Origin of the sequence: Algoriphagus zhangzhouensis (assembly GCF_900148515.1) — a bacterium.
Lineage (GTDB): Bacteria > Bacteroidota > Bacteroidia > Cytophagales > Cyclobacteriaceae > Algoriphagus > Algoriphagus zhangzhouensis.
This window is the reverse complement of record NZ_FRXN01000003.1, coordinates 612,401-630,887: the sequence shown is the minus strand read 5'-3', so window position 1 is coordinate 630,887 and position 18,487 is coordinate 612,401. Positions and strand designations below refer to the sequence as shown.

Sequence of the window (18,487 nt, the reverse complement as noted above, 5' to 3'; positions counted from 1 at the left end):
ATTCAAGATCTAAGATGTTAGAATCTAGCCTTCGTATATGGATTTTAACTTTTCAGTTTCTTGTATTGATTGGTTCAGGATTTTGGGTAGGATAAAAATGCTGACTACAAAGCCCATCAAGACCAGAATAATGGCCCCTTTTAAAATACTTGTGAAAATGGAATCCGTCTCTGCGGCCCTTAAGTAAACGAACTGATAAGCATAAATACAAATGAGGAAGGATTGATTTAAGTATTGAAAAACTGATTTGGAACCCGCGTAACAAGCATAGTTTTTTAATTCTTTATGATTTTTCCAATACTTGATAACGATATAGGTGCTTCCCATTACAACAAAGCCCATGAGGACCAAAATCCAACTGGATGGATCATTGAATAAAGTGGATGATTGAAAAGTGAGCAAGGCAAGTGACAAAGGGAAAATGATCCTATAAGAGAAAATTAATTCTTTAATAGCATTCCAAAAATAGCTCCAGGTCCTTTTTTCGATCATTTTCTTGTAAGATTCCTCCAGCGTACTAAATCCAAATATCCCGAAACTGGAATGTACTTTCTGAAAAGCATCCTCCAAACTCAGGTTTGGGTTTTCTTCCATCAGCTTTTCCACCTCACATGCCACATGATCCAAAATCTCATATTGCACATCGATTTCAGGAAAGCCTTTGTAGAAGATCAGTTTTTTAAGTTGCTCGATTTGAGCTTGGCTGAGTTTCATTCAAAGTCAATTAAGACTTAAAAATTAGTTTTAAATCTCTGTCTTTGCAACTTTTGAATGGAGTTCAGGTAGGAGGGGGAGTGCGGCTGACCCATACCATTCTTTGAGATCCATTTTGAGTACTCCGGCTTTGATGGATGGATCTGTTTCGGTCAATGCCTTGGCTTCTTCCAGAGATTGGACGTCGAAGAAATACAATCCTCTCAAATCTTCATTCCCAAAAAAAGGTCCTGCCAAAACCAATTTGCCTTCTTCTGCCATTCGATTGATATTGGCCATATGTCCTTTTTGGAGTTCTGCTCGCTCTTCTTCTGAATATTCATTGACACGATCTCCTCGGTAGAGAAATGCGATTACAAACTTTTTCATACCATATTCATCGGCGCCTACTTTCTCTGCAAGCTCTGGATCATATTCTGTTTGGGCCTGAAGAGAAAATGCTCCTCCAAGGCAAAGGGTCAGGATTAGGATTAATTTTTTCATAGTGATTGGGTTTTAATATAGAATCAGGGCAACTGTGTCAGATTTGGTTCTCAACTTTAACCATTGAACCAATTTATCAGTCTCTGATCGATTTGGCTTTTTCTTAAACTCAGCGTAGGCGAGTAGTAAGGTGTCTGATTTTTCGGAGGCAAGGTCAGTTACCAATGAACGGTTCAAAGCAAATTTACTCAAATTTGGATGATTGATTTTTGCTTCTTGAGCTATCTCTTTTCCCAATATTCGAATCTGTCCATAGTTGGCTACTTCATTTTCTAGAAGCGAAATTCTTTTGTCTTTGTCCTGAATAATTTGTTCGTTCCTTTCGTAGAGATCTTTCAAAATATCTGAACGAAGGAGGTTCATATCAGTGGCTCCATTTCCACTTTGGTGGATGACGATTTCGGTATTTTCAAGATTGTATTCTAATGCTTTTTCTTTAGTGATTTTTAGAGTTCCTTCATCAATTTCTTCACCGATCAAATTCACCTCAATTCTTCTAGGTTCTTGAGAGTAGTCAAGCTCTGAATTTAGGACTTGAGTTTTGGGAAACACCATCTCGATCTGAACATACCTTTTTGCCTGCTCTTCCCATATGGATCGAAGGACAATCCCGTAAGCCAAATAGACAGATGGGACGATCGTCAAAATGGTAAAAATCGTGATGTAAGTTTGAACTCTTTTTTCCTTTTTGTGATCCAAAAATTCTTTCTTCGGATACTTCATAAATCGGACGATCAAGTAGGTCGAAAGACTGATGAAAACTGAGTTGATGAAGAAGAGGTAAAAGGCTCCAAAGAAGTAGTAAAAATTGAAGGTCGCCAAGCCATATCCAGCGGTACAAAGTGGAGGCATCAAAGCGGTCGCAATAGCCACTCCCGGGATAGCATTACTCTTCTCTTTTCGGGAGCCGGCTACGATCCCAGCAAGCCCTCCAAACAGAGCAATCAAAACATCCCAAATCGTCGGTTCGGTCCTAGCCAAAAGTTCGGACTGAGCATCCTGAAGAGGGGTGAAGTTGAAGTAAATTGTGGAAGTCAAAATCGCAATGAAAACAGCGACTCCTAAGTTGCGAAGTGAGCGCTTCAATAACTCGAAATCATTGATACCGGCAGCCATCCCAATTCCCATGATCGGACCCATCAATGGAGAGATTAACATGGCTCCGATTATGACAGCAGTAGAGTTTACATTTAGTCCGACAGAGGCGACGAAAATCGCAAATATTAGGATCCATAAATTCGCTCCCTTAAACTCTACGTTTTTGCGGATGTACTCGATGGTAGCCAGTTCATCTTCCTTCCCGTCATGCAGGTCGAATCGATCTCTTAAGTAGAGGAGGAATCTGATCAATTGATTTTTCCTCCTGGGTTTTGGTGTGGTAGCTTCCATAGTGAGCTGATAAGTATTTGCGTGGCAAAATACAGATAATAGCTAAAATCTATCACTGAGAATGGGTAATATTAATTGGCCTAAAAGTTGTTTTTAACCTGAATTAGCAAACGTTTTCTAAGGATTTTTATAGCTGCTAAATAGGATTTTTTGATTGAATAAAAACTTTAATCATTTACTTATAAGATATTGATAAATAATTTTTTAAATCCAATTTAGATAAAACATAATTAGCTTTGACTAAAAAAATTAGACAAGGCTTAATTGTGGAGATAACGTTTGCAAGGCATTATTAATTGGATAAATAGGATTAGTTTTAAGGATAACAATTCAATTTTTAAGACTCGCCATAATTGGTCGAGGTATTCGCAAAATTTATAGGAGGATGACTATAGTTTATTTGGATGATGATAAGATTCAGCATTTGCTGATGAAAAAATTAATCAAGCTGAACCTGCCAGGATCTACATCAGAATTTTTTGAAAATGCAGAAGAACTTAATAATTGGTTACAAGGAAACTCAGCCAGTTTAATTCTTTCTGATCTGAATTTGGAAGGCGGATCTGGATGGGATTTTGTAGAAGAATTTATCAGTAATTCCGAGGCTCCAATTGTCTTTATAACGGGGCATGTTTCTTCAGATGATCTTAAAAAATCAAGTCAATATTCAAGGGTAAAAGGGGTCTTAGAAAAACCTCTTTCAAAGGAGAATTGGGAGTTGATATTGGAATTAGTTTCTAGTGAAAACTGAGATTAAAATTGATATCTGACACCTGCACTCAAAGTGGTAAATCCATTGCTTGCGGTATTGTAATAATTGAAGCCTCCGACCAGTGACCAATGGGGTTGAGCCTTTCCGTAATATAACGTTTCAGCAATTCTTTCTTCTGGTTTTTTCAAGTCATAAAAGCCACCAATTCTCGCATTAAAACCGAAGCTAGATCCTCCATCATAAAGCTCCAAAGCAGGTCCAATTTCTGCTTGAATTCCGCCTCTCAAACAGGGGTTAAAACTGACTCCACCATTTAAAGAGGCGACTCCAAATCCGGGATATTTATAATCAAATCCTGAGTTTGATTCGTTCTTACCAACGAAGTAATTGAAGCCTACACTGGCATAAAAATTTATAGGTTTTACCTGGATATATTGAAAATATTTTTCCTCTTCCTCAGAGGTATTTTGATAGTGATATCCGATTAAATTTTCAATCTCAAATTCCGATTTTCCCTGTCCTCTGACATAGCCATAATCATTCCAGTTTGCATTGATTGTAGGATCGGAATTTGTTTCAAGATTTTTGAATTTTTGATCCAGAAAATTGCCGACTTCGCTAATCTGAACAGTCGTTTTAGGATCATTATTTTCTATCCTTTCTTGAACTATAATCTTTAACTGTTCTTCATCAATTTCCGGTTTTTGACTCTGGTTCAAAAAGGTTCTGGAGCCGTTAATTAACACCAATCTATCGGTTAAGTTTGCAGTACCTCTAATCTGAAAAGTAGGATTGTGAGATTTCCCTGTATTTCCTAGAGCGATGTTGGGTAGCACCTCTAATCCAATGCGTCCTTTTTCTTCTATTTCCGATTTTGTAATGGATGTAATTGGTAGAGTTACTCTTTGAATTTTGTGATTTGCCCTTCTTTTAAAAATTAGATTTTCGATCCCAATTGGAGATTTTTCTTTCAAAATATTGGGTTTAGTAGCGGTGTGAGAATTTTCCTCATTAAAAGAATTTTGCGCTACAGTAGGGAAGTATAATGAAAGGAAAACTATAAGTGAGAGTATCTTTTTCATAATCATGATGATTTTGGTGAATAAAAATTACTCTGTGGTAGCTTTGGTATTTTCTTTGATAATCAAAGAATTTTAGAATGATTTTACGAAAAAATATTTAAAAAACAAATTATATTTCGAAATAATTATTTATTTAGAATTTAATACTAAAACCTTCTTATTTTACTTCTTCAAAAAAAATCTTGTGAAGGTAAGGGTTGGTTTTAATTTTGTTTTCTTTGCATTGCTTCCATTCCTGGATTCTAATTAAACTGAAAAGATTGAAGGAATTATGGCCGAAGAATCGGATGATAGAAAGCCTTTGCTTTCAAAAAAAATCGATAAGTTTTTTACTGGTCTAGCTGATGCTTGGAACTTTGTTAGGCGATTTTGGAAAGAAGTTTTTCTTCCTCCATATGAGTTTAAGGAAGTCGTTCATCAGTGCTATCGGATCGGCGTGGAATCACTCCCTTTGATTTCATTGACAGGATTTATCGTCGGAATTGTATTTACAAACCAGTCTAGACCCTCACTTTCAGAGTTTGGGGCTACTTCTTGGTTGCCCTCTTTGATCTCTATTGCTGTAGTAAGAGCGATGGGGCCCTTGGTGACTGCATTGATCGCCGCAGGTAAAGTTGGGTCGAGTATCGGTGCGGAAATTGGCTCCATGAAAGTAACGGAGCAGATTGATGCGATGGAGGTCTCCGCGACCAATCCATTCAAATTTTTGGTTGTCACACGGGTGATTGCTACTACATTTATGATCCCAATATTGGTACTATACACCGATTTTGTGGCTTTGATGGGTTCATTTCTCAATGTGAATTCCAATGAATTGGTCAGTTTGTCTACCTTCTTTTTCCAGGTATTTGAATCCATTTCATTCTTGGATATCTGGTCTTCGGTATTAAAATCCTTGCTTTTTGGCTTTACAATTGGGATTGTGGGTTGTTATAAGGGTTATCATTCTTCTAAAGGAACAGAGGGAGTCGGTAGAGCAGCTAACTCAGCGGTTGTTATTTCCATGTTCTTGATATTTATCGAGGAGCTATTGGTACTTCAGGTTGTCAACGCAATAAGAATACTCTAATCATGGCAGAAAAAGTTGTAGAAATTCGAGACCTATATAAAAGTTTTGGAGACTTAGATGTCCTCAAGGGTGTTGATCTGGACCTTTTCAGAGAGGAAAACCTTGTCGTTTTAGGGCGTTCTGGTACAGGTAAATCTGTATTGATCAAGATTATGGTTGGTCTTTTGAAGCAGGATAAAGGCCAAATGAATGTATTGGGACAGGAAGTATCCACTTTGCATACGAAAGAATTGAATGAATTGAGGTTGAAAATCGGCTTTTCATTTCAAAATTCAGCCCTCTATGACTCCATGACTGTTAGAGAGAATATGGAGTTTCCTTTGGTCAGAAATATCAAAAACCTGACAAAAAAAGAGATTACAATGAGAATCGAAGAGTTGTTGGAGGCAGTTGGATTGCCGAATACCATCAACCAGATGCCTTCTGAGCTTTCTGGAGGACAAAAAAAGCGAATTGGGGTGGCGAGAACTCTAATTCTGAATCCTGAGATTATGCTTTATGATGAGCCTACAGCGGGTCTGGATCCGATTACCTGTGTGGACATCAACAATTTGATAAATGAAGTAAGAGAGCGCTATAAGACTACATCCATTGTTATTACGCACGATCTGACTTGTGCAAAAATGACGGGAGACCGAATGGCGGTATTGCTAGATGGTCAGTTTAGTTCAATAGGGACTTTCGAAGAAGTATTTCCGCATGCGGAAGATAAACGAGTGAAATCATTCTACGATTATAATTTTATAGAATCATGAGAGGTGAAAACAAACGGTCTGTTGTAGTAGGCATTTTTGTCTTTTTAGGGATCGCTATTTTAGTTGCTGGTGTGATGACCCTTGGTGGCCAGCAGAAGAAATTTGTAAAAGCTATCCAGCTTAAAGCAGTTTTCGATGATATCGGAGGCCTACAGCCAGGAAATAACGTCTGGTTTTCTGGTGTAAAAATCGGTACAGTAAGAAAAATTAACTTCTACGGTGATTCTCAGGTAGAAATCGAGATGAATGTAGAAGAGGAAGTAAAAGAATTCATCAGAAAAGACTCCAAAGCGACTTTGAGCTCCGACGGTCTAATTGGTAATAAGATCATCGTAATCTATGGAGGAACTACCTTGGCTCCACCAGTGGAAAATGGAGATAGATTGGAAGCTGTAATGCCTTTGGATACAGATAAAATGATGGAAACGCTTCAAGAAAACAATAAAAACCTAGTGGATATCACCAATGACCTGAAATTGTTAACAGGTAAATTGGCAGCTGGAGAAGGAATTGTTGGAGCTGTAATGACGGATTCTACCTTGGCCGAAAACTTCAGAGCAATCATTTCCAATTTGAATAGAGCCAGCATCAACAGTAATCAAATGTTGACTGATTTGAACAAGTTTACTTCAAAATTGAACCAAGAAGGCAATCTATTCAATGATTTGGTGACAGATACAACCATGGCTTCTGAGTTGAGGGCAACTGTGGCAAGCTTTAGATCTTCAGCTACCAACACTGAAGAATTGACTGAAAAATTGAGTGAAATTTCTTCCAAATTGGATGACCCAAACAATTCTTTGGGAATGCTTTTGAATGATCCTGAGTTTGCTGAATACTTGAAAAGCACACTGGAAAACACCGATTCTGCTACCTATAATCTGAATAGAGGTCTAGAAGCATTGGAATACACCTGGCCTTTCAAAAAGGGCTTTAAGCGTAAAGCCAAAGCTGAAGAAAAGGAAGGAAATTAATCTTTTGAACCAGATTCAAGCCCGTTGGAAATCTTCTGACGGGCTTCTTTTTTTTCATCCCCATTAGCTCTTATTGGTTCTACTGTTCTCTCCTGAATTAATACCGCCTTAATACTTATTGGAAAATGGTCAGAACCGATATTACGATGGACTTTCATTTTACTAAGACCAAAGTCCTTACTAAGAAAAACATGATCCAAAGGCCACCTGAAGATGGGATAATGGGCATGAAAAGTATTATAGGTGCCTCTCCCGCGTCTTGGATCAGCCATTTCTGAGATTTTGAGGAAAAGCTCTGTTGTATAGCTCCAGGCTACATCATTCAGATCCCCAATTACTAGGGAAGGGAGCTTGCTGGATTTTGCTTTCTTTCCGACAATGAGGATTTCGGCATCCCGGTCAGTACTTTTCGAATTTTCACCCGGAACTGGAGGAGTTGGATGGATTGCAAATATTGTGATCATATCCCCATTTCTTAACTCAATATCCAATTCCAAAGAAGGAATTTCAGAATCAATCAAATAATGAATTTCCTGTCTTATTATTTTCAGCTTGGAATAAAAAAGTAAACCGTAGGTATTATCGAGGGGTATTTTGATGGTAAAAGGGTAGTCCTTTTCTAAAGGATTTAATGCTTTTTCCCATTTGGAATCGGTTTCTACAAAGAAAAGGATATCTGGACGCTCGATTTGAACGAGGTTCAAAAGCTTGGAGTATTTGACATTGTATTGATAAACATTGGCAGCCAGAATATGAACTCCACTTTCCTCTCTGAATGGGACTTTTTTGATCATTTTCTTACCGAATGGAGTAAAAGGGTAAACCTGATTTCCAAGGTAGAAAACGGCAATTCCAATCAATCCAAGCCATATCCACGGTTCTGGCTGGCTGAGATCAGAATAAATAAGCCATCCTAAACTAATTAGGATTAGAATGGTTAGTTTTTGAAGTCTTGGATAGTCAAATATTCGAATCCACCATTTGTCTGATTTGATAAGTGGGAAAAAAGTAGCCAAGAAGAAAAATCCACTGAGGATTCTTAGAAGGTTCATAGGAAGCTTTGGTGATTTTGCCTTGAGATTTAACCTAAATAGCCAATAATTTTCTTAAAAATAGATACCTTTTATGTATCTGGGGAATTCAATAGCCTTTATTTCAGTTGATTATTATGAAATTGTTTTAAACCCATAATTCTTTTTATTATGAATCTAGATCCTTATTCCATTCAATCCAGTTTGAAGACATCCAGTGGGGAGTTTACTTACTGGAGCTTAGAAAAACTTCAAAATTCTGGTAAAAAGGTAAAGCATTTGCCTTTTTCGATCCGAATCCTTTTAGAAAATGCACTTCGAAATTTTGATGATTTTGCAATTACTAAAGAGCATTTGGAGACTATTTTGAACTGGAGTCCGAAGGCCTCTGATAAAGATATTCCATATAAGCCTGCGAGGGTTTTGATGCAGGATTTTACAGGTGTACCAGCTGTGGTTGATATTGCCTCTTTACGGTCCGAGGCAAAAAGAAAAGGGAAAGACCCTGCCAAATTAAACCCTTTGATTCCTGTTGATTTGGTTATTGATCACTCTGTTGTAGTAGATTATTTTGGAACCAATTATAGTTATCAGAAGAACGTAGAAGTAGAATACAAGAGAAATAAGGAGCGATATCAATTTTTAAAATGGGCTCAAAAGTCCTTTAATAACTTCTCTGTAGTGCCTCCGGGAATGGGGATTTGCCACCAAGTCAATTTGGAATATTTGGCCCATGGAGTGATTACACGTGACGGGAAAGCATTCCCTGATACACTTGTAGGAACAGATTCTCACACTCCAATGGTCAATGGAATCGGAGTTGTTGCTTGGGGAGTGGGAGGAATTGAAGCTGAAGCGGCGCTTTTGGGGCAACCAATTTACTTTATCATGCCTGAGGTAGTGGGATTGAAGCTGACAGGAAAACTTCCAGCGGGAACTACGGCTACAGATATGGTTTTGACCATAACCGAATTGCTTCGAAAGCATGGGGTAGTTGGGAAGTTTGTGGAAGTATTTGGTCCAGGTTTGGATTCGCTTTCGGTTCCTGATCGAGCAACTATTTCTAATATGTCACCTGAGTTTGGCTGTACTGTCACCTATTTTCCGATTGATGATAGAACTTTGGATTACATGGCCAAAACCAATCGAAGTGCTTCTCAAATCCAATTGGTGGAAGATTACTGCAAATCCAATTTGCTGTGGAGAGAAGATGAAGATTTGATTCAATATTCATCTCTCGTGGAACTGGATTTAGGGACTGTAGAAGCTACTGTTTCCGGTCCAAAAAGACCACAGGACAAGATTTTGGTAAGGAATTTCAAGCCTAAGTTCCAAGAACTTTTGAAGTCGGTTCATGGCAGAGATTACATTCCGATGGACAAAAGAGAAGTGAGTCGATGGTTCAATGATGGAGGAGGTCAAGAAACTTCGGCACCAAGCAATGTTGCTGTTGAAGCAAGCCAGGAAACTAAAATCAAGGATGGTTTGAAATCCGTCACGGTCGATCTTCACAATGAGAAGTTCGAGCTTCATGATGGTTCGATTGTCATAGCAGCTATCACTTCTTGTACCAATACTTCGAATCCTTCTGTTATGTTGGGAGCGGGTTTGGTTGCCAGAAAAGCCATTGAAAAAGGGCTGGATGTCAAGCCATGGGTAAAAACATCTTTGGCACCGGGATCCAAAGTTGTAACTGATTATTTGGAAAAAGCGGGACTGATGGATGATTTGGAAGGTTTGAAATTCCATACCGTCGGTTATGGATGTACTTCTTGTATCGGGAATTCAGGGCCATTGCCTGCTCATATTGCCGCTGCTGTAGAGGATAATGATTTGGTTGTAGCTTCAGTGCTTTCTGGGAATAGAAACTTTGAAGCCAGAGTTCATCCCCAAGTGAAAATGAATTATTTGATGTCTCCTATGCTTGTTGTTGTTTATGCTTTAGCTGGTAGAGTAGATATCGATTTATATAATGAACCGGTTGGATATGATCCGAATTTGGAGCCGGTTTATTTGAAAGACATTTGGCCAACTCAGGAGGAAATCGATGAGATTTCCAGACAGGTTCTTTCTCCAGGTGATTATCAAAAGAGTTACGGAGAGATTTTCGAAGGAAATGAAATCTGGAAGCAATTGGAATCTGGAGAAGGGGAGATTTACCCTTGGGATGACCAATCCACTTACATCAAAGAGGCGCCATTTTTTAAAGGAATCTCTGTGGATGTGCCAGAGCCAAAGGATATCGTCAATGCCAATGTTCTCTTGAAATTGGGTGACTCTATCACTACAGATCATATTTCACCAGCAGGTTCATTTAGAGAAAATACGCCTGCAGGTCAATATTTGGTTGGTAGAGGAGTTCAGAGACCGGATTTCAATTCCTACGGATCACGCAGAGGAAATGACGAAGTGATGGTCAGAGGTACCTTTGCTAACGTTCGGATCAAAAACCAACTGTCTAACCAAGAAGGAGGCTTTACAACCTATATACCAAGCGGTGAAGAAATGACCGTTTTTGATGCTTCACAAAAGTATCAGTCAAATCATATCCCATTGATTGTTTTGGCAGGAAAAGAATATGGCTCTGGCTCATCTCGAGATTGGGCAGCAAAAGGAACCAATCTTTTGGGCGTCAAAGCCGTGATTGCTGAAAGCTATGAGAGAATCCATAGATCCAACTTGGTTGGAATGGGAGTTTTGCCTCTACAGTTTCTTAAAGGAGAAAATGCTGCTTCACTCAACCTAACTGGAAGGGAAGAATTCACTATTTCAGGTATAGAATCAGGCTTGACTCCTGGTCAAAATCTTACGGTAAAGGTTAAAGCTTCAACTGGAGAGGAGAAAACATTCGAAGTTAAATCCAGATTGGATTCAGAAGTTGAAATAGCCTACTATAAGAATGGAGGCATTTTGAATTATGTCCTTCGGGATTTTTTGAAGGATTAATTAATAAAAAAGGGGCCTTAAAAAGCCCCTTTAATTTTTAATATAAAATCTGATTCGGCAGATTCAAAATTCAATCTCTTCTTTTCCCCTTGGGGATAAATCTTAAATTTGTTGTTCATTCCTATCATAACCTAAAATGAACGTTATTAACCCTACGACAACACCTGCTTGGGAAAGATTAGTTGAACTGGCAGACAAATACAAAGACCTTCAAATCCTCTCACTTTTTAATGAAAGAGAGCGTTTTGAGCGCTATAGTATCCAATTGGAAGATCTTTTGGTGGATTATTCCAAAAACCGCATCAATGACGAGATTCGAGATGCACTTTTAGATCTAGCAAGAGAAACCGAGTTGCATGTTGCAATCGAATCCATGTTTGAAGGAAAGCATATCAATCAGACTGAAGATAGAGCAGTACTACATACGGCACTTAGAAATAGAAGTGATCGCGCTGTTTATGTAGATGGACACAATGTGATGGAAGATATCACTGCAGTACTTCAAAAAATGAAAGTATTTGCTACCAAAGTTCATGATGGAAAATGGTTGGGATATACTGGAAAGCCGATCAAGAGTTTGGTAAATATTGGTATTGGTGGATCTGATTTAGGTCCGGTGATGGTTACCGAAGCTTTGAAACCCTATCAGGCTGAAAACCTGGAGATTTTCTTTGTTTCCAATGTAGATGGAACTCATATCGTTGAAACTTTGAAAAAAGTGGATCCCGAGACCACTATGTTTTTCATAGCTTCCAAAACATTTACCACTCAGGAGACCATGACCAATGCTCATTCGGCTAGGAATTGGTTTTTGAACCATGCTAAAGATGAAGCTGCTGTTGCTAAACATTTTGTTGCTTTATCTACAAACCTGAAAGGGGTAGAGGCATTTGGTATCGACCCAAATAACATGTTTGAATTTTGGGATTGGGTAGGTGGAAGATATTCCTTATGGTCCGCTATTGGCTTACCTATTGCCTGTGCAATTGGTTTCGACAATTTTGAACAATTACTTGAAGGTGCCCATGCAATGGATGAGCATTTCAGACATTCTCAATTTGACCGAAACATTCCAGTATTACTGGCTATCATAGGGATTTGGAACACCAATTTCTTGGGAGCAGCTTCTGAAGCTATTTTGCCTTATGATCAATACATGCACCGATTTGCTGCCTATTTCCAACAAGGAAATATGGAAAGTAATGGAAAGTATGTGGCAAGAGATGGTGAAAAGGTAGATTATACCACCGGACCAATTATCTGGGGTGAACCAGGAACTAATGGACAGCATGCTTTTTATCAACTGATCCACCAAGGAACTCATCTGATTCCTTGTGATTTCATCGCGCCGGCGATATCCCATAATCCTATTGGAGATCATCATCCGAAGTTGCTTTCTAACTTCTTTGCTCAAACTGAAGCCTTGATGAAAGGAAAATCTTTGGAAGAGGTAAGAGCAGAGATGAATAAAGCTGGTAAATCTTTGGAGCAAATTGACCAAGTTGGACCGCATCGTGTTTTTGAAGGAAACCGTCCGACTAATTCTATGTTGGTAAAGAAAATCACTCCTTATACCTTGGGAATGCTAATTGCCATGTATGAGCATAAAATTTTCGTACAAGGAGCAATTTGGAATATCTTTAGCTTTGACCAGTGGGGAGTTGAGTTAGGAAAAGTTTTGGCTAATGGCATCCTTCCGGAATTGAATAATGAGGAAGAAATCACAAGTCATGATGGGTCTACCAATGGCCTAATCAATGCTTATAAGAAAATGAGATAACAAATACTGAAAAGTAAAAAAGCTCCTGAATCAAAATCAGGAGCTTTTTTTATGGTAAAATCTTAATTCCAGCTGCCTCAATGCCAGGAAGAGTTTCCTGCCTCATGTATTGTAAAAGAGTGAGAGAATTTGTGCCTGGTTTGAATTGGATTGGAAGGGTATCATATTTTGTATAGGTGCTTCCAAATCCTTCTCCCAAAGGCTCACCTGTTTTTGAATCAAATAAAGGGACATTTATCAATTTATTTTCCAAAATCTGATTGCTGGAATCCTTTGCCAATATCCTCACATAGAAGTTGGAGAATGGATAATTGTCAGTGAATCGAATAGCTAAAAGGGATGTCTTTCCAGAGATCACTACATCACCTAATTCAAATCTTAAACTATCATTCTGATTCCATCCGGAGACATTGTCTAAAGGAATATAATCCTCATATAAGCGATCTTCAGAGCAGGAGCTCCCAAAGGCTAGAATCATTAGTATTCCCCAAAAAACAGATTTATTCATTTCCTGAATTGTTATTGGGGTTTTGGTTTTTTCTTGGAGGAAATCTTTTCTTACCCTCTTTTTTTGGACCATTAGGCTTTCCGTCACCGGAATTAGAAGCCTTAGACTGTTGGTTTTGAGGGGCCTGATTCTGAGGGTTTTGATTTTGAGAACCCTGATTCTGGTTTCCTTGATTTGGGGAACTCTGATTTTGTGGATTCCTTGGTTTTCTCCTTTTATTTCTGCGTTTTTTATTTTCTTGATTAGCAGTATCACCCTGTGGAGTAGGGGGAGCGGCTTGTTTCTCTGGGGCAGAACTTTTTGGAGGGTTTGGCTTTCTCCCCTGTCTTTCTGGCCTAGGCCTTCTTTCAGGGCTTGAGCTTTTTTGTTCAGGGGCAGTGTTTTGAGTTTCCTGCTGATTTCCTTGAGTCCTATTTCTTGGTTTTTTTCTCCTTTTTTTCTTGGCGAATTTTTTATCCAGAAGCTCAAGCTCACGGGTAGATTGTGCAGCAATATCTTCAATGTCTGAAGATTCATTGAACTGGAGGTTGAATACTTTTACACCTTTGGCATTCAATTCTTGAATCTCCTTAACTCTCTCACACGTGATGCTGTGCCAGTCATTATCATTGTTGTAGCTAAACCACATCAATTTTCGGAAGATATCCGTCTTCTGAAGTTTAGCTATTCCTTGGTCTGTCTGAAGTGGTTTTTCGATAGTTGGGATGTCCTTGATCGCATCCATGTAGGTGTCCAACTCATAGTTTAGACAGCATTTAAGTCTACCGCATTGACCGCTAAGTTTTCCTGGATTTAGGGATAGGTTTTGATATCTAGCAGCCGATGTGCTGACATTTTTGAAATCTACCAACCATGTAGAGCAGCAAAGTTCACGTCCACAAACACCTATTCCTCCCAGCCTTCCTGCTTCTTGACGAAGACTGATTTGTCGCATTTCAACACGGATCCTGAATTCTGAAGCCAATACTTTGATAAGTTCCCGGAAATCAACCCGCTCGTCTGCAGAATAATAGAAAGTTGCCTTTGAGTTATCTGCTTGAAACTCAATATCAGACATTTTCATTTTGAGACCTAACTCTTCAACAATTTGTCTACATCTATAAAGAGTTGGGATTTCTCTATTTTTGGACTCCTCCCATTTTTCGACGTCCTTTTGATTGGCTAATCGATAAATGCGAAGAATATTATCATCGTCTTTGATTTTACGCTTTTGCATCTGTAGACGTACCAGTTCACCCTGAAGGGAAACATATCCAATATGATGACCGCTTGGGACGTCTACAACCACAGGGTCTCCTGTGGTCAAGGATAAATAGTCTACATTCCTGTAGTAATCTTTCCTCCCGCCTTTGAACTTCACTTCGACAATATCAAAATTGTCCACTTGGGGTATACCCATGTGGCTCAACCAGTCAAAAGAGTTCATTTTATTACAATCGCTCGTTCCGCAAGTTCCGTTGTTTTGGCAACCTCCGGTACCTCCTGAGGAAGTCGAGCAGCTACTACATCCAGACATATATATCAATGGGGCATAAGCCCTCGTTTATTTGGGTTTATTTGATCAGTTTCAGGATGTCCTGGCCAATATCTTTTCGATAATATGCCTTATCCCAATTGATTTGCTCAACCACCGCAAAGGTATTTTTAAGAGAAGTCTCCAAATCTTTTCCTCTTCCGGTTACAGCAATCACTCTACCTCCTTGGTTTACCACCTTTGCATCAGCATTGAATGCGGTTCCGGCATGGAAAATAGTGGCATTTTCTACCGATTCCGGCAAAGTGATTTCAAATCCTTTTTCATAAGAACCTGGATATCCGCCACTAACCATGACAACTGTGGTGGCATAATCGCTGGAAAGAGAAAGCTCATAGTCCTTCAATGATCCAGTTCCTATCCCCCAAAGCAAATCAACAAAATCACTCTCGATTCGAGGAAGAACGGCCTCAGTCTCTGGGTCACCCATTCGGACATTGTATTCGATGACATAAGGTTCTCCATTATTATTCATCAAACCAATGAACAAAAAGCCTTTATAAGGAATATCCTCTGAAGCTAATCCAGCTACCGTAGGTTGGACAACCTTTTCCTCAACTTTTGCCATAAAGTCTTTATCGGCAAATATCACAGGGGTTACCGCTCCCATTCCTCCGGTATTTAATCCAGTATCTCCTTCACCGATTCTTTTGTAATCTTTGGCTTCAGGAAGAATTTTATAATTCTTACCGTCAGTTGCTACGAAAACGGAAAGCTCAATGCCAGTCAAAAACTCTTCAATCACTACTTTGGAAGAAGCTTCACCGAACTTTTGATCCAAAAGCATTTCTTTTAAAGAAGTTTTGGCGTCCTCTAATGTTTCGCAGATCAAGACACCTTTTCCAGCTGCTAGGCCATCAGCTTTTAGTACGATAGGAAGTGATTGTTTCTCCAAATAGGCCAATCCTTCTTCCAGTTGATTGGAATCGAACGTTTCATAAGCTGCAGTAGGAACATTGTTCCTTTGCATAAATCTCTTGGAAAAGTCTTTGCTTCCTTCCAAAGTCGCACCCAATTGAGATGGGCCTACTACTGGAATTGATTTGGTTTCTTCTTCAGAAAACAAGAAATCAACTAAGCCTTTTACCAAAGGTTCTTCAGGTCCTACTACTACTAAATCGATGGATTTGTCCAAAATCACCTGCTTGATCCCTGTGAAATCAGTAACTGCAAGTGGTAAATTGGTGGCGATTTCTGAAGTTCCTGCATTTCCAGGAGCTACATAAAGATTGGTGCACTTTGGACTTTGTACAATCTTCCATGCGAAGGCGTGTTCTCTACCTCCGCTACCCAATAAGAGTATATTCATTGAATTAGATCAGTTTAATTGGCATGTTCGGATATGAATTTGATTCTGTAGACTCGCAGTTCGTCCTCTGCGAAATCCTCATCTTCCAATTCATCCAAAGCTGCCTTTATATTATCGCTTTCCGCACTCATAAAATAATCATGGAGGATGTCTTCCCGCTCCTCATCCATGATATGATGAATGTAGTAATCGATGTTTAGTTTAGTTCCGCTATAGGTGATTTGCTCAATTTCTTGAAGCAATTCTCCCATACTAATGTTGAGATTTTCTGCAATCTCGTCCAGGTCAATCTTGCGGTCGATTTGCTGGATTATCGAAATTTTGACCTTTGAGCGGGTTCCGGAGGATTTAACAACCACATCCGAAGCGGTCTCGATTTCATTCTCTTCTACATAACTCGCAATAAGTTTTAGAAAAGGTGACCCAAATTTAGCCACTTTTCCCATTCCAACCCCGTTAATTTGAGCTAATTCATCACGAGTCGTAGGGTAAACTGTGGCCATTTCTTCCAATGAAGGGTCTTGGAAGATTACATAAGGAGGTAAGTTTTTGGATCGAGCGACCTTTTTTCTTTCAGCTTTTAATAATTCAAATAGCTTTTCATCATAGGCGATTCCACCAGAAGAGACTTCCAATTCTGGTTGCTCATTCTCCATTTCCTTCTCAAAATCATGGTCCTTATACAGGTTTGCTGAATAAGGAGCTGAAAGGAATCCGTGTCCTTTTGGAGTGATTTTTAATACTCCATAGTTTTCTATGTCCTTTGCAAGCAAGTTCATAACTAAGGCTTGTCTCAACACAGAGGTCCAGAGTTTTTCAGGCTCTTCTTTGCCCTTTCCAAAGACATCTAACTGATCGTGCTTATAACTCGACACATAATCTGTGACCTCCCCAATCAACACCTTGACTAGATGTTCTAGTCCAAACCTTTCATTGGTTTGCTGGGCAGCTTGAAGGGCAAGGAGTAGATAGTCCATACCTTCAAAGGTTTCTCTCTCTCGCTTACAATTGTCACAAAAACCACAATCCTCATCAAGGGTCTCCCCAAAATAATTCAAAATAAATTTCCTTCGACAAACTCCCGTCTCTGCGTAAGCAGCCATTTCTTGAAGGAGAATTTTGGCATTTTCACGCTCAGTGACAGCCTTATCTTTATTGAATTTGTCAAGCTTGACGATGTCCTCATATCGATAGAACATCAAGCAATGCCCTTCTAAACCATCTCTTCCTGCTCTTCCAGTTTCCTGGTAGTAGCCTTCCAAAGATTTTGGAACATCATAATGAATCACATACCTAACATCAGGTTTGTCAATTCCCATTCCAAATGCGATTGTTGCGACGATTACATCTACCTCCTCATTAAGGAAATCATCTTGATTTTTAATCCTAACTGAAGAATCCAAACCTGCGTGATATGGCGCTGCATTGATCTGGTTGACCTGCAATAGGTTTGCTATCTCCTCCACTTTTTTACGGCTCAAGCAATAGATAATACCTGACTTACCTTTATGAGATTTGATAAACTTTATGAGCTGTTTTTTGGTGTCGTTCTTAGCTTTAGCACGAACCTCATAGAATAGATTGGTTCGATTGAATGAGGATTTGAATAAATCTGCCTCCTCCATTTGCAAGTTCCTTTGGATGTCCTGTTGAACTTTTGGGGTGGCGGTTGCTGTAAGGGCTATGATAGGAAGGGTAGGAGCAATTTGAGCTACAATTGATTTGATTTTTCGGTACTCTGGACGGAAATCATGTCCCCATTCCGAAATACAATGTGCCTCATCAATGGCTACAAAACTCAATTCTGCTTCCTTGAGGAAAGCTATATTTTCTTCTTTGGTAAGGGATTCAGGAGCTACATAAAGCAGTTTGGTTTGCTTCTTGAGAACTTCCGATTTTACTCTATTGGATTCGGATTTACTGAGGGTAGAATTTAGGAAATGGGCATTGATACCTATCGCATTGAGTTGGTCCACTTGATTTTTCATCAGTGCAATCAATGGAGAGATTACTATGGCGGTCCCGTCTTTTACCACTGCAGGAAGTTGGTAGCAGAGAGATTTTCCCGCTCCGGTAGGCATAATCACAAAGGTGTTACGCTGGTTGAGCAAGTTGTCCACTATGGGTTCCTGATTCCCTCTGAACTTACTAAATCCGAATATTTGCTTAAGATCTGCTTTTACTTTTTCTTCCACTTGAAC

General features: G+C 39.2%; 15 protein-coding genes. 6 read left to right on the top strand and 9 right to left on the bottom strand.

Translation table 11 applies throughout. The annotated features are described in order from the left end of the window. Window positions 1-24: 24 nt before the first annotated feature. The 3 genes from BUF13_RS13055 to BUF13_RS13045 are packed head-to-tail and all read right to left on the bottom strand — an operon-like array spanning window position 25 to window position 2,586. Complete coding sequence (locus BUF13_RS13055; RefSeq protein ID WP_073572234.1) at window positions 25-714, bottom strand: hypothetical protein; 690 nt, start codon at window positions 712-714, stop codon at window positions 25-27. Window positions 715-744: 30 nt separating this feature from the next. After that, the gene (locus BUF13_RS13050) at window positions 745-1,197 is read right to left on the bottom strand and encodes a YciI family protein (protein ID WP_073572233.1); all 453 of its coding nucleotides are present in this window, start codon (window positions 1,195-1,197) and stop codon (window positions 745-747) included. Between the two features lie 12 nt (window positions 1,198-1,209). Beyond that, window positions 1,210-2,586, bottom strand: coding sequence for a TIGR00341 family protein (locus BUF13_RS13045; RefSeq protein ID WP_073572232.1), 1,377 nt, complete (start codon window positions 2,584-2,586; stop codon window positions 1,210-1,212). 385 nt (window positions 2,587-2,971) lie between these two features. Here BUF13_RS13045 and BUF13_RS13040 point away from each other — a divergent pair, with 385 nt between their 5' ends. Next, complete coding sequence (locus BUF13_RS13040) at window positions 2,972-3,337, top strand: response regulator (RefSeq protein WP_073572231.1); 366 nt, start codon at window positions 2,972-2,974, stop codon at window positions 3,335-3,337. A 2-nt stretch (window positions 3,338-3,339) separates the two neighbouring features. On the opposite strand, the gene BUF13_RS13035 is transcribed toward BUF13_RS13040, so the two are convergent. Continuing rightward, entirely contained in the window at window positions 3,340-4,380 is a 1,041-nt protein-coding gene (locus tag BUF13_RS13035) for a hypothetical protein (protein WP_073572230.1), read from the bottom strand. A gap of 271 nt (window positions 4,381-4,651) precedes the next feature. Between BUF13_RS13035 and BUF13_RS13030 the strand changes: the two genes are divergently transcribed. Genes BUF13_RS13030 through BUF13_RS13020 form a run of 3 tightly spaced genes read left to right on the top strand, consistent with a single transcriptional unit; the run spans window position 4,652 to window position 7,178 of the window. Next, entirely contained in the window at window positions 4,652-5,449 is a 798-nt protein-coding gene (locus tag BUF13_RS13030; RefSeq protein WP_073572229.1) for an MlaE family ABC transporter permease, read from the top strand. A gap of 2 nt (window positions 5,450-5,451) precedes the next feature. After that, window positions 5,452-6,204 (top strand): ABC transporter ATP-binding protein, encoded by a 753-nt coding sequence (locus tag BUF13_RS13025; protein WP_073572228.1) that lies wholly within the window; start codon window positions 5,452-5,454, stop codon window positions 6,202-6,204. Continuing rightward, on the top strand, window positions 6,201-7,178 hold the full coding sequence (locus tag BUF13_RS13020; RefSeq protein WP_073572227.1) for an MlaD family protein: 978 nt from the start codon (window positions 6,201-6,203) through the stop codon (window positions 7,176-7,178). Before BUF13_RS13025 ends, BUF13_RS13020 begins: the two co-directional genes overlap by 4 nt. On the opposite strand, the gene BUF13_RS13015 is transcribed toward BUF13_RS13020, so the two are convergent. Beyond that, a complete protein-coding gene (locus tag BUF13_RS13015) occupies window positions 7,175-8,230 on the bottom strand; it encodes an endonuclease/exonuclease/phosphatase family protein (RefSeq protein ID WP_073572226.1) in 1,056 nt (351 codons plus the stop codon). The genes BUF13_RS13020 and BUF13_RS13015 overlap by 4 nt on opposite strands. A gap of 150 nt (window positions 8,231-8,380) precedes the next feature. Here BUF13_RS13015 and acnA point away from each other — a divergent pair, with 150 nt between their 5' ends. Next, window positions 8,381-11,155, top strand: a complete 2,775-nt coding sequence (gene acnA / locus BUF13_RS13010; protein ID WP_073572225.1) for an aconitate hydratase AcnA — start codon at window positions 8,381-8,383, stop codon at window positions 11,153-11,155. Between the two features lie 136 nt (window positions 11,156-11,291). Further along, window positions 11,292-12,935 (top strand): glucose-6-phosphate isomerase, encoded by a 1,644-nt coding sequence (gene pgi, locus BUF13_RS13005; RefSeq protein ID WP_073572224.1) that lies wholly within the window; start codon window positions 11,292-11,294, stop codon window positions 12,933-12,935. A gap of 49 nt (window positions 12,936-12,984) precedes the next feature. Here the strand turns inward: pgi and BUF13_RS13000 are convergent, their stop codons facing one another. From BUF13_RS13000 to recQ, 4 genes are all read right to left on the bottom strand, one after another. Further along, the gene (locus tag BUF13_RS13000; protein ID WP_073572223.1) at window positions 12,985-13,443 is read right to left on the bottom strand and encodes a gliding motility lipoprotein GldH; all 459 of its coding nucleotides are present in this window, start codon (window positions 13,441-13,443) and stop codon (window positions 12,985-12,987) included. Continuing rightward, a complete protein-coding gene (locus BUF13_RS12995) occupies window positions 13,436-14,869 on the bottom strand; it encodes a PSP1 domain-containing protein (RefSeq protein ID WP_073572222.1) in 1,434 nt (477 codons plus the stop codon). The genes BUF13_RS13000 and BUF13_RS12995 overlap by 8 nt, the downstream gene beginning before the upstream one ends. A gap of 127 nt (window positions 14,870-14,996) precedes the next feature. After that, window positions 14,997-16,286 carry a phosphoribosylamine--glycine ligase gene (gene purD, locus BUF13_RS12990; RefSeq protein ID WP_073572221.1) on the bottom strand — a complete coding sequence of 430 codons (1,290 nt, stop codon included), beginning with the start codon at window positions 16,284-16,286 and terminating at the stop codon, window positions 14,997-14,999. A gap of 14 nt (window positions 16,287-16,300) precedes the next feature. Next, window positions 16,301-18,481, bottom strand: coding sequence for a DNA helicase RecQ (gene recQ, locus BUF13_RS12985; protein ID WP_073572220.1), 2,181 nt, complete (start codon window positions 18,479-18,481; stop codon window positions 16,301-16,303). Between the last annotated feature and the right edge of the window lie 6 nt (window positions 18,482-18,487).

What these genes read in the sequence shown, in the direction of transcription:
- BUF13_RS13055 (WP_073572234.1), bottom strand. Translation starts at nt 714, where the DNA reads ATGAAACTCAGCCAAGCTCAAATCGAGCAACTTAAAAAACTGATCTTC.
- BUF13_RS13050 (WP_073572233.1), bottom strand. Translation starts at nt 1,197, where the DNA reads ATGAAAAAATTAATCCTAATCCTGACCCTTTGCCTTGGAGGAGCATTT.
- BUF13_RS13045 (WP_073572232.1), bottom strand. Translation starts at nt 2,586, where the DNA reads ATGGAAGCTACCACACCAAAACCCAGGAGGAAAAATCAATTGATCAGA.
- BUF13_RS13040 (WP_073572231.1), top strand. Translation starts at nt 2,972, where the DNA reads ATGACTATAGTTTATTTGGATGATGATAAGATTCAGCATTTGCTGATG.
- BUF13_RS13035 (WP_073572230.1), bottom strand. Translation starts at nt 4,380, where the DNA reads ATGAAAAAGATACTCTCACTTATAGTTTTCCTTTCATTATACTTCCCT.
- BUF13_RS13030 (WP_073572229.1), top strand. Translation starts at nt 4,652, where the DNA reads ATGGCCGAAGAATCGGATGATAGAAAGCCTTTGCTTTCAAAAAAAATC.
- BUF13_RS13025 (WP_073572228.1), top strand. Translation starts at nt 5,452, where the DNA reads ATGGCAGAAAAAGTTGTAGAAATTCGAGACCTATATAAAAGTTTTGGA.
- BUF13_RS13020 (WP_073572227.1), top strand. Translation starts at nt 6,201, where the DNA reads ATGAGAGGTGAAAACAAACGGTCTGTTGTAGTAGGCATTTTTGTCTTT.
- BUF13_RS13015 (WP_073572226.1), bottom strand. Translation starts at nt 8,230, where the DNA reads ATGAACCTTCTAAGAATCCTCAGTGGATTTTTCTTCTTGGCTACTTTT.
- acnA (WP_073572225.1), top strand. Translation starts at nt 8,381, where the DNA reads ATGAATCTAGATCCTTATTCCATTCAATCCAGTTTGAAGACATCCAGT.
- pgi (WP_073572224.1), top strand. Translation starts at nt 11,292, where the DNA reads ATGAACGTTATTAACCCTACGACAACACCTGCTTGGGAAAGATTAGTT.
- BUF13_RS13000 (WP_073572223.1), bottom strand. Translation starts at nt 13,443, where the DNA reads ATGAATAAATCTGTTTTTTGGGGAATACTAATGATTCTAGCCTTTGGG.
- BUF13_RS12995 (WP_073572222.1), bottom strand. Translation starts at nt 14,869, where the DNA reads ATGAACTCTTTTGACTGGTTGAGCCACATGGGTATACCCCAAGTGGAC.
- purD (WP_073572221.1), bottom strand. Translation starts at nt 16,286, where the DNA reads ATGAATATACTCTTATTGGGTAGCGGAGGTAGAGAACACGCCTTCGCA.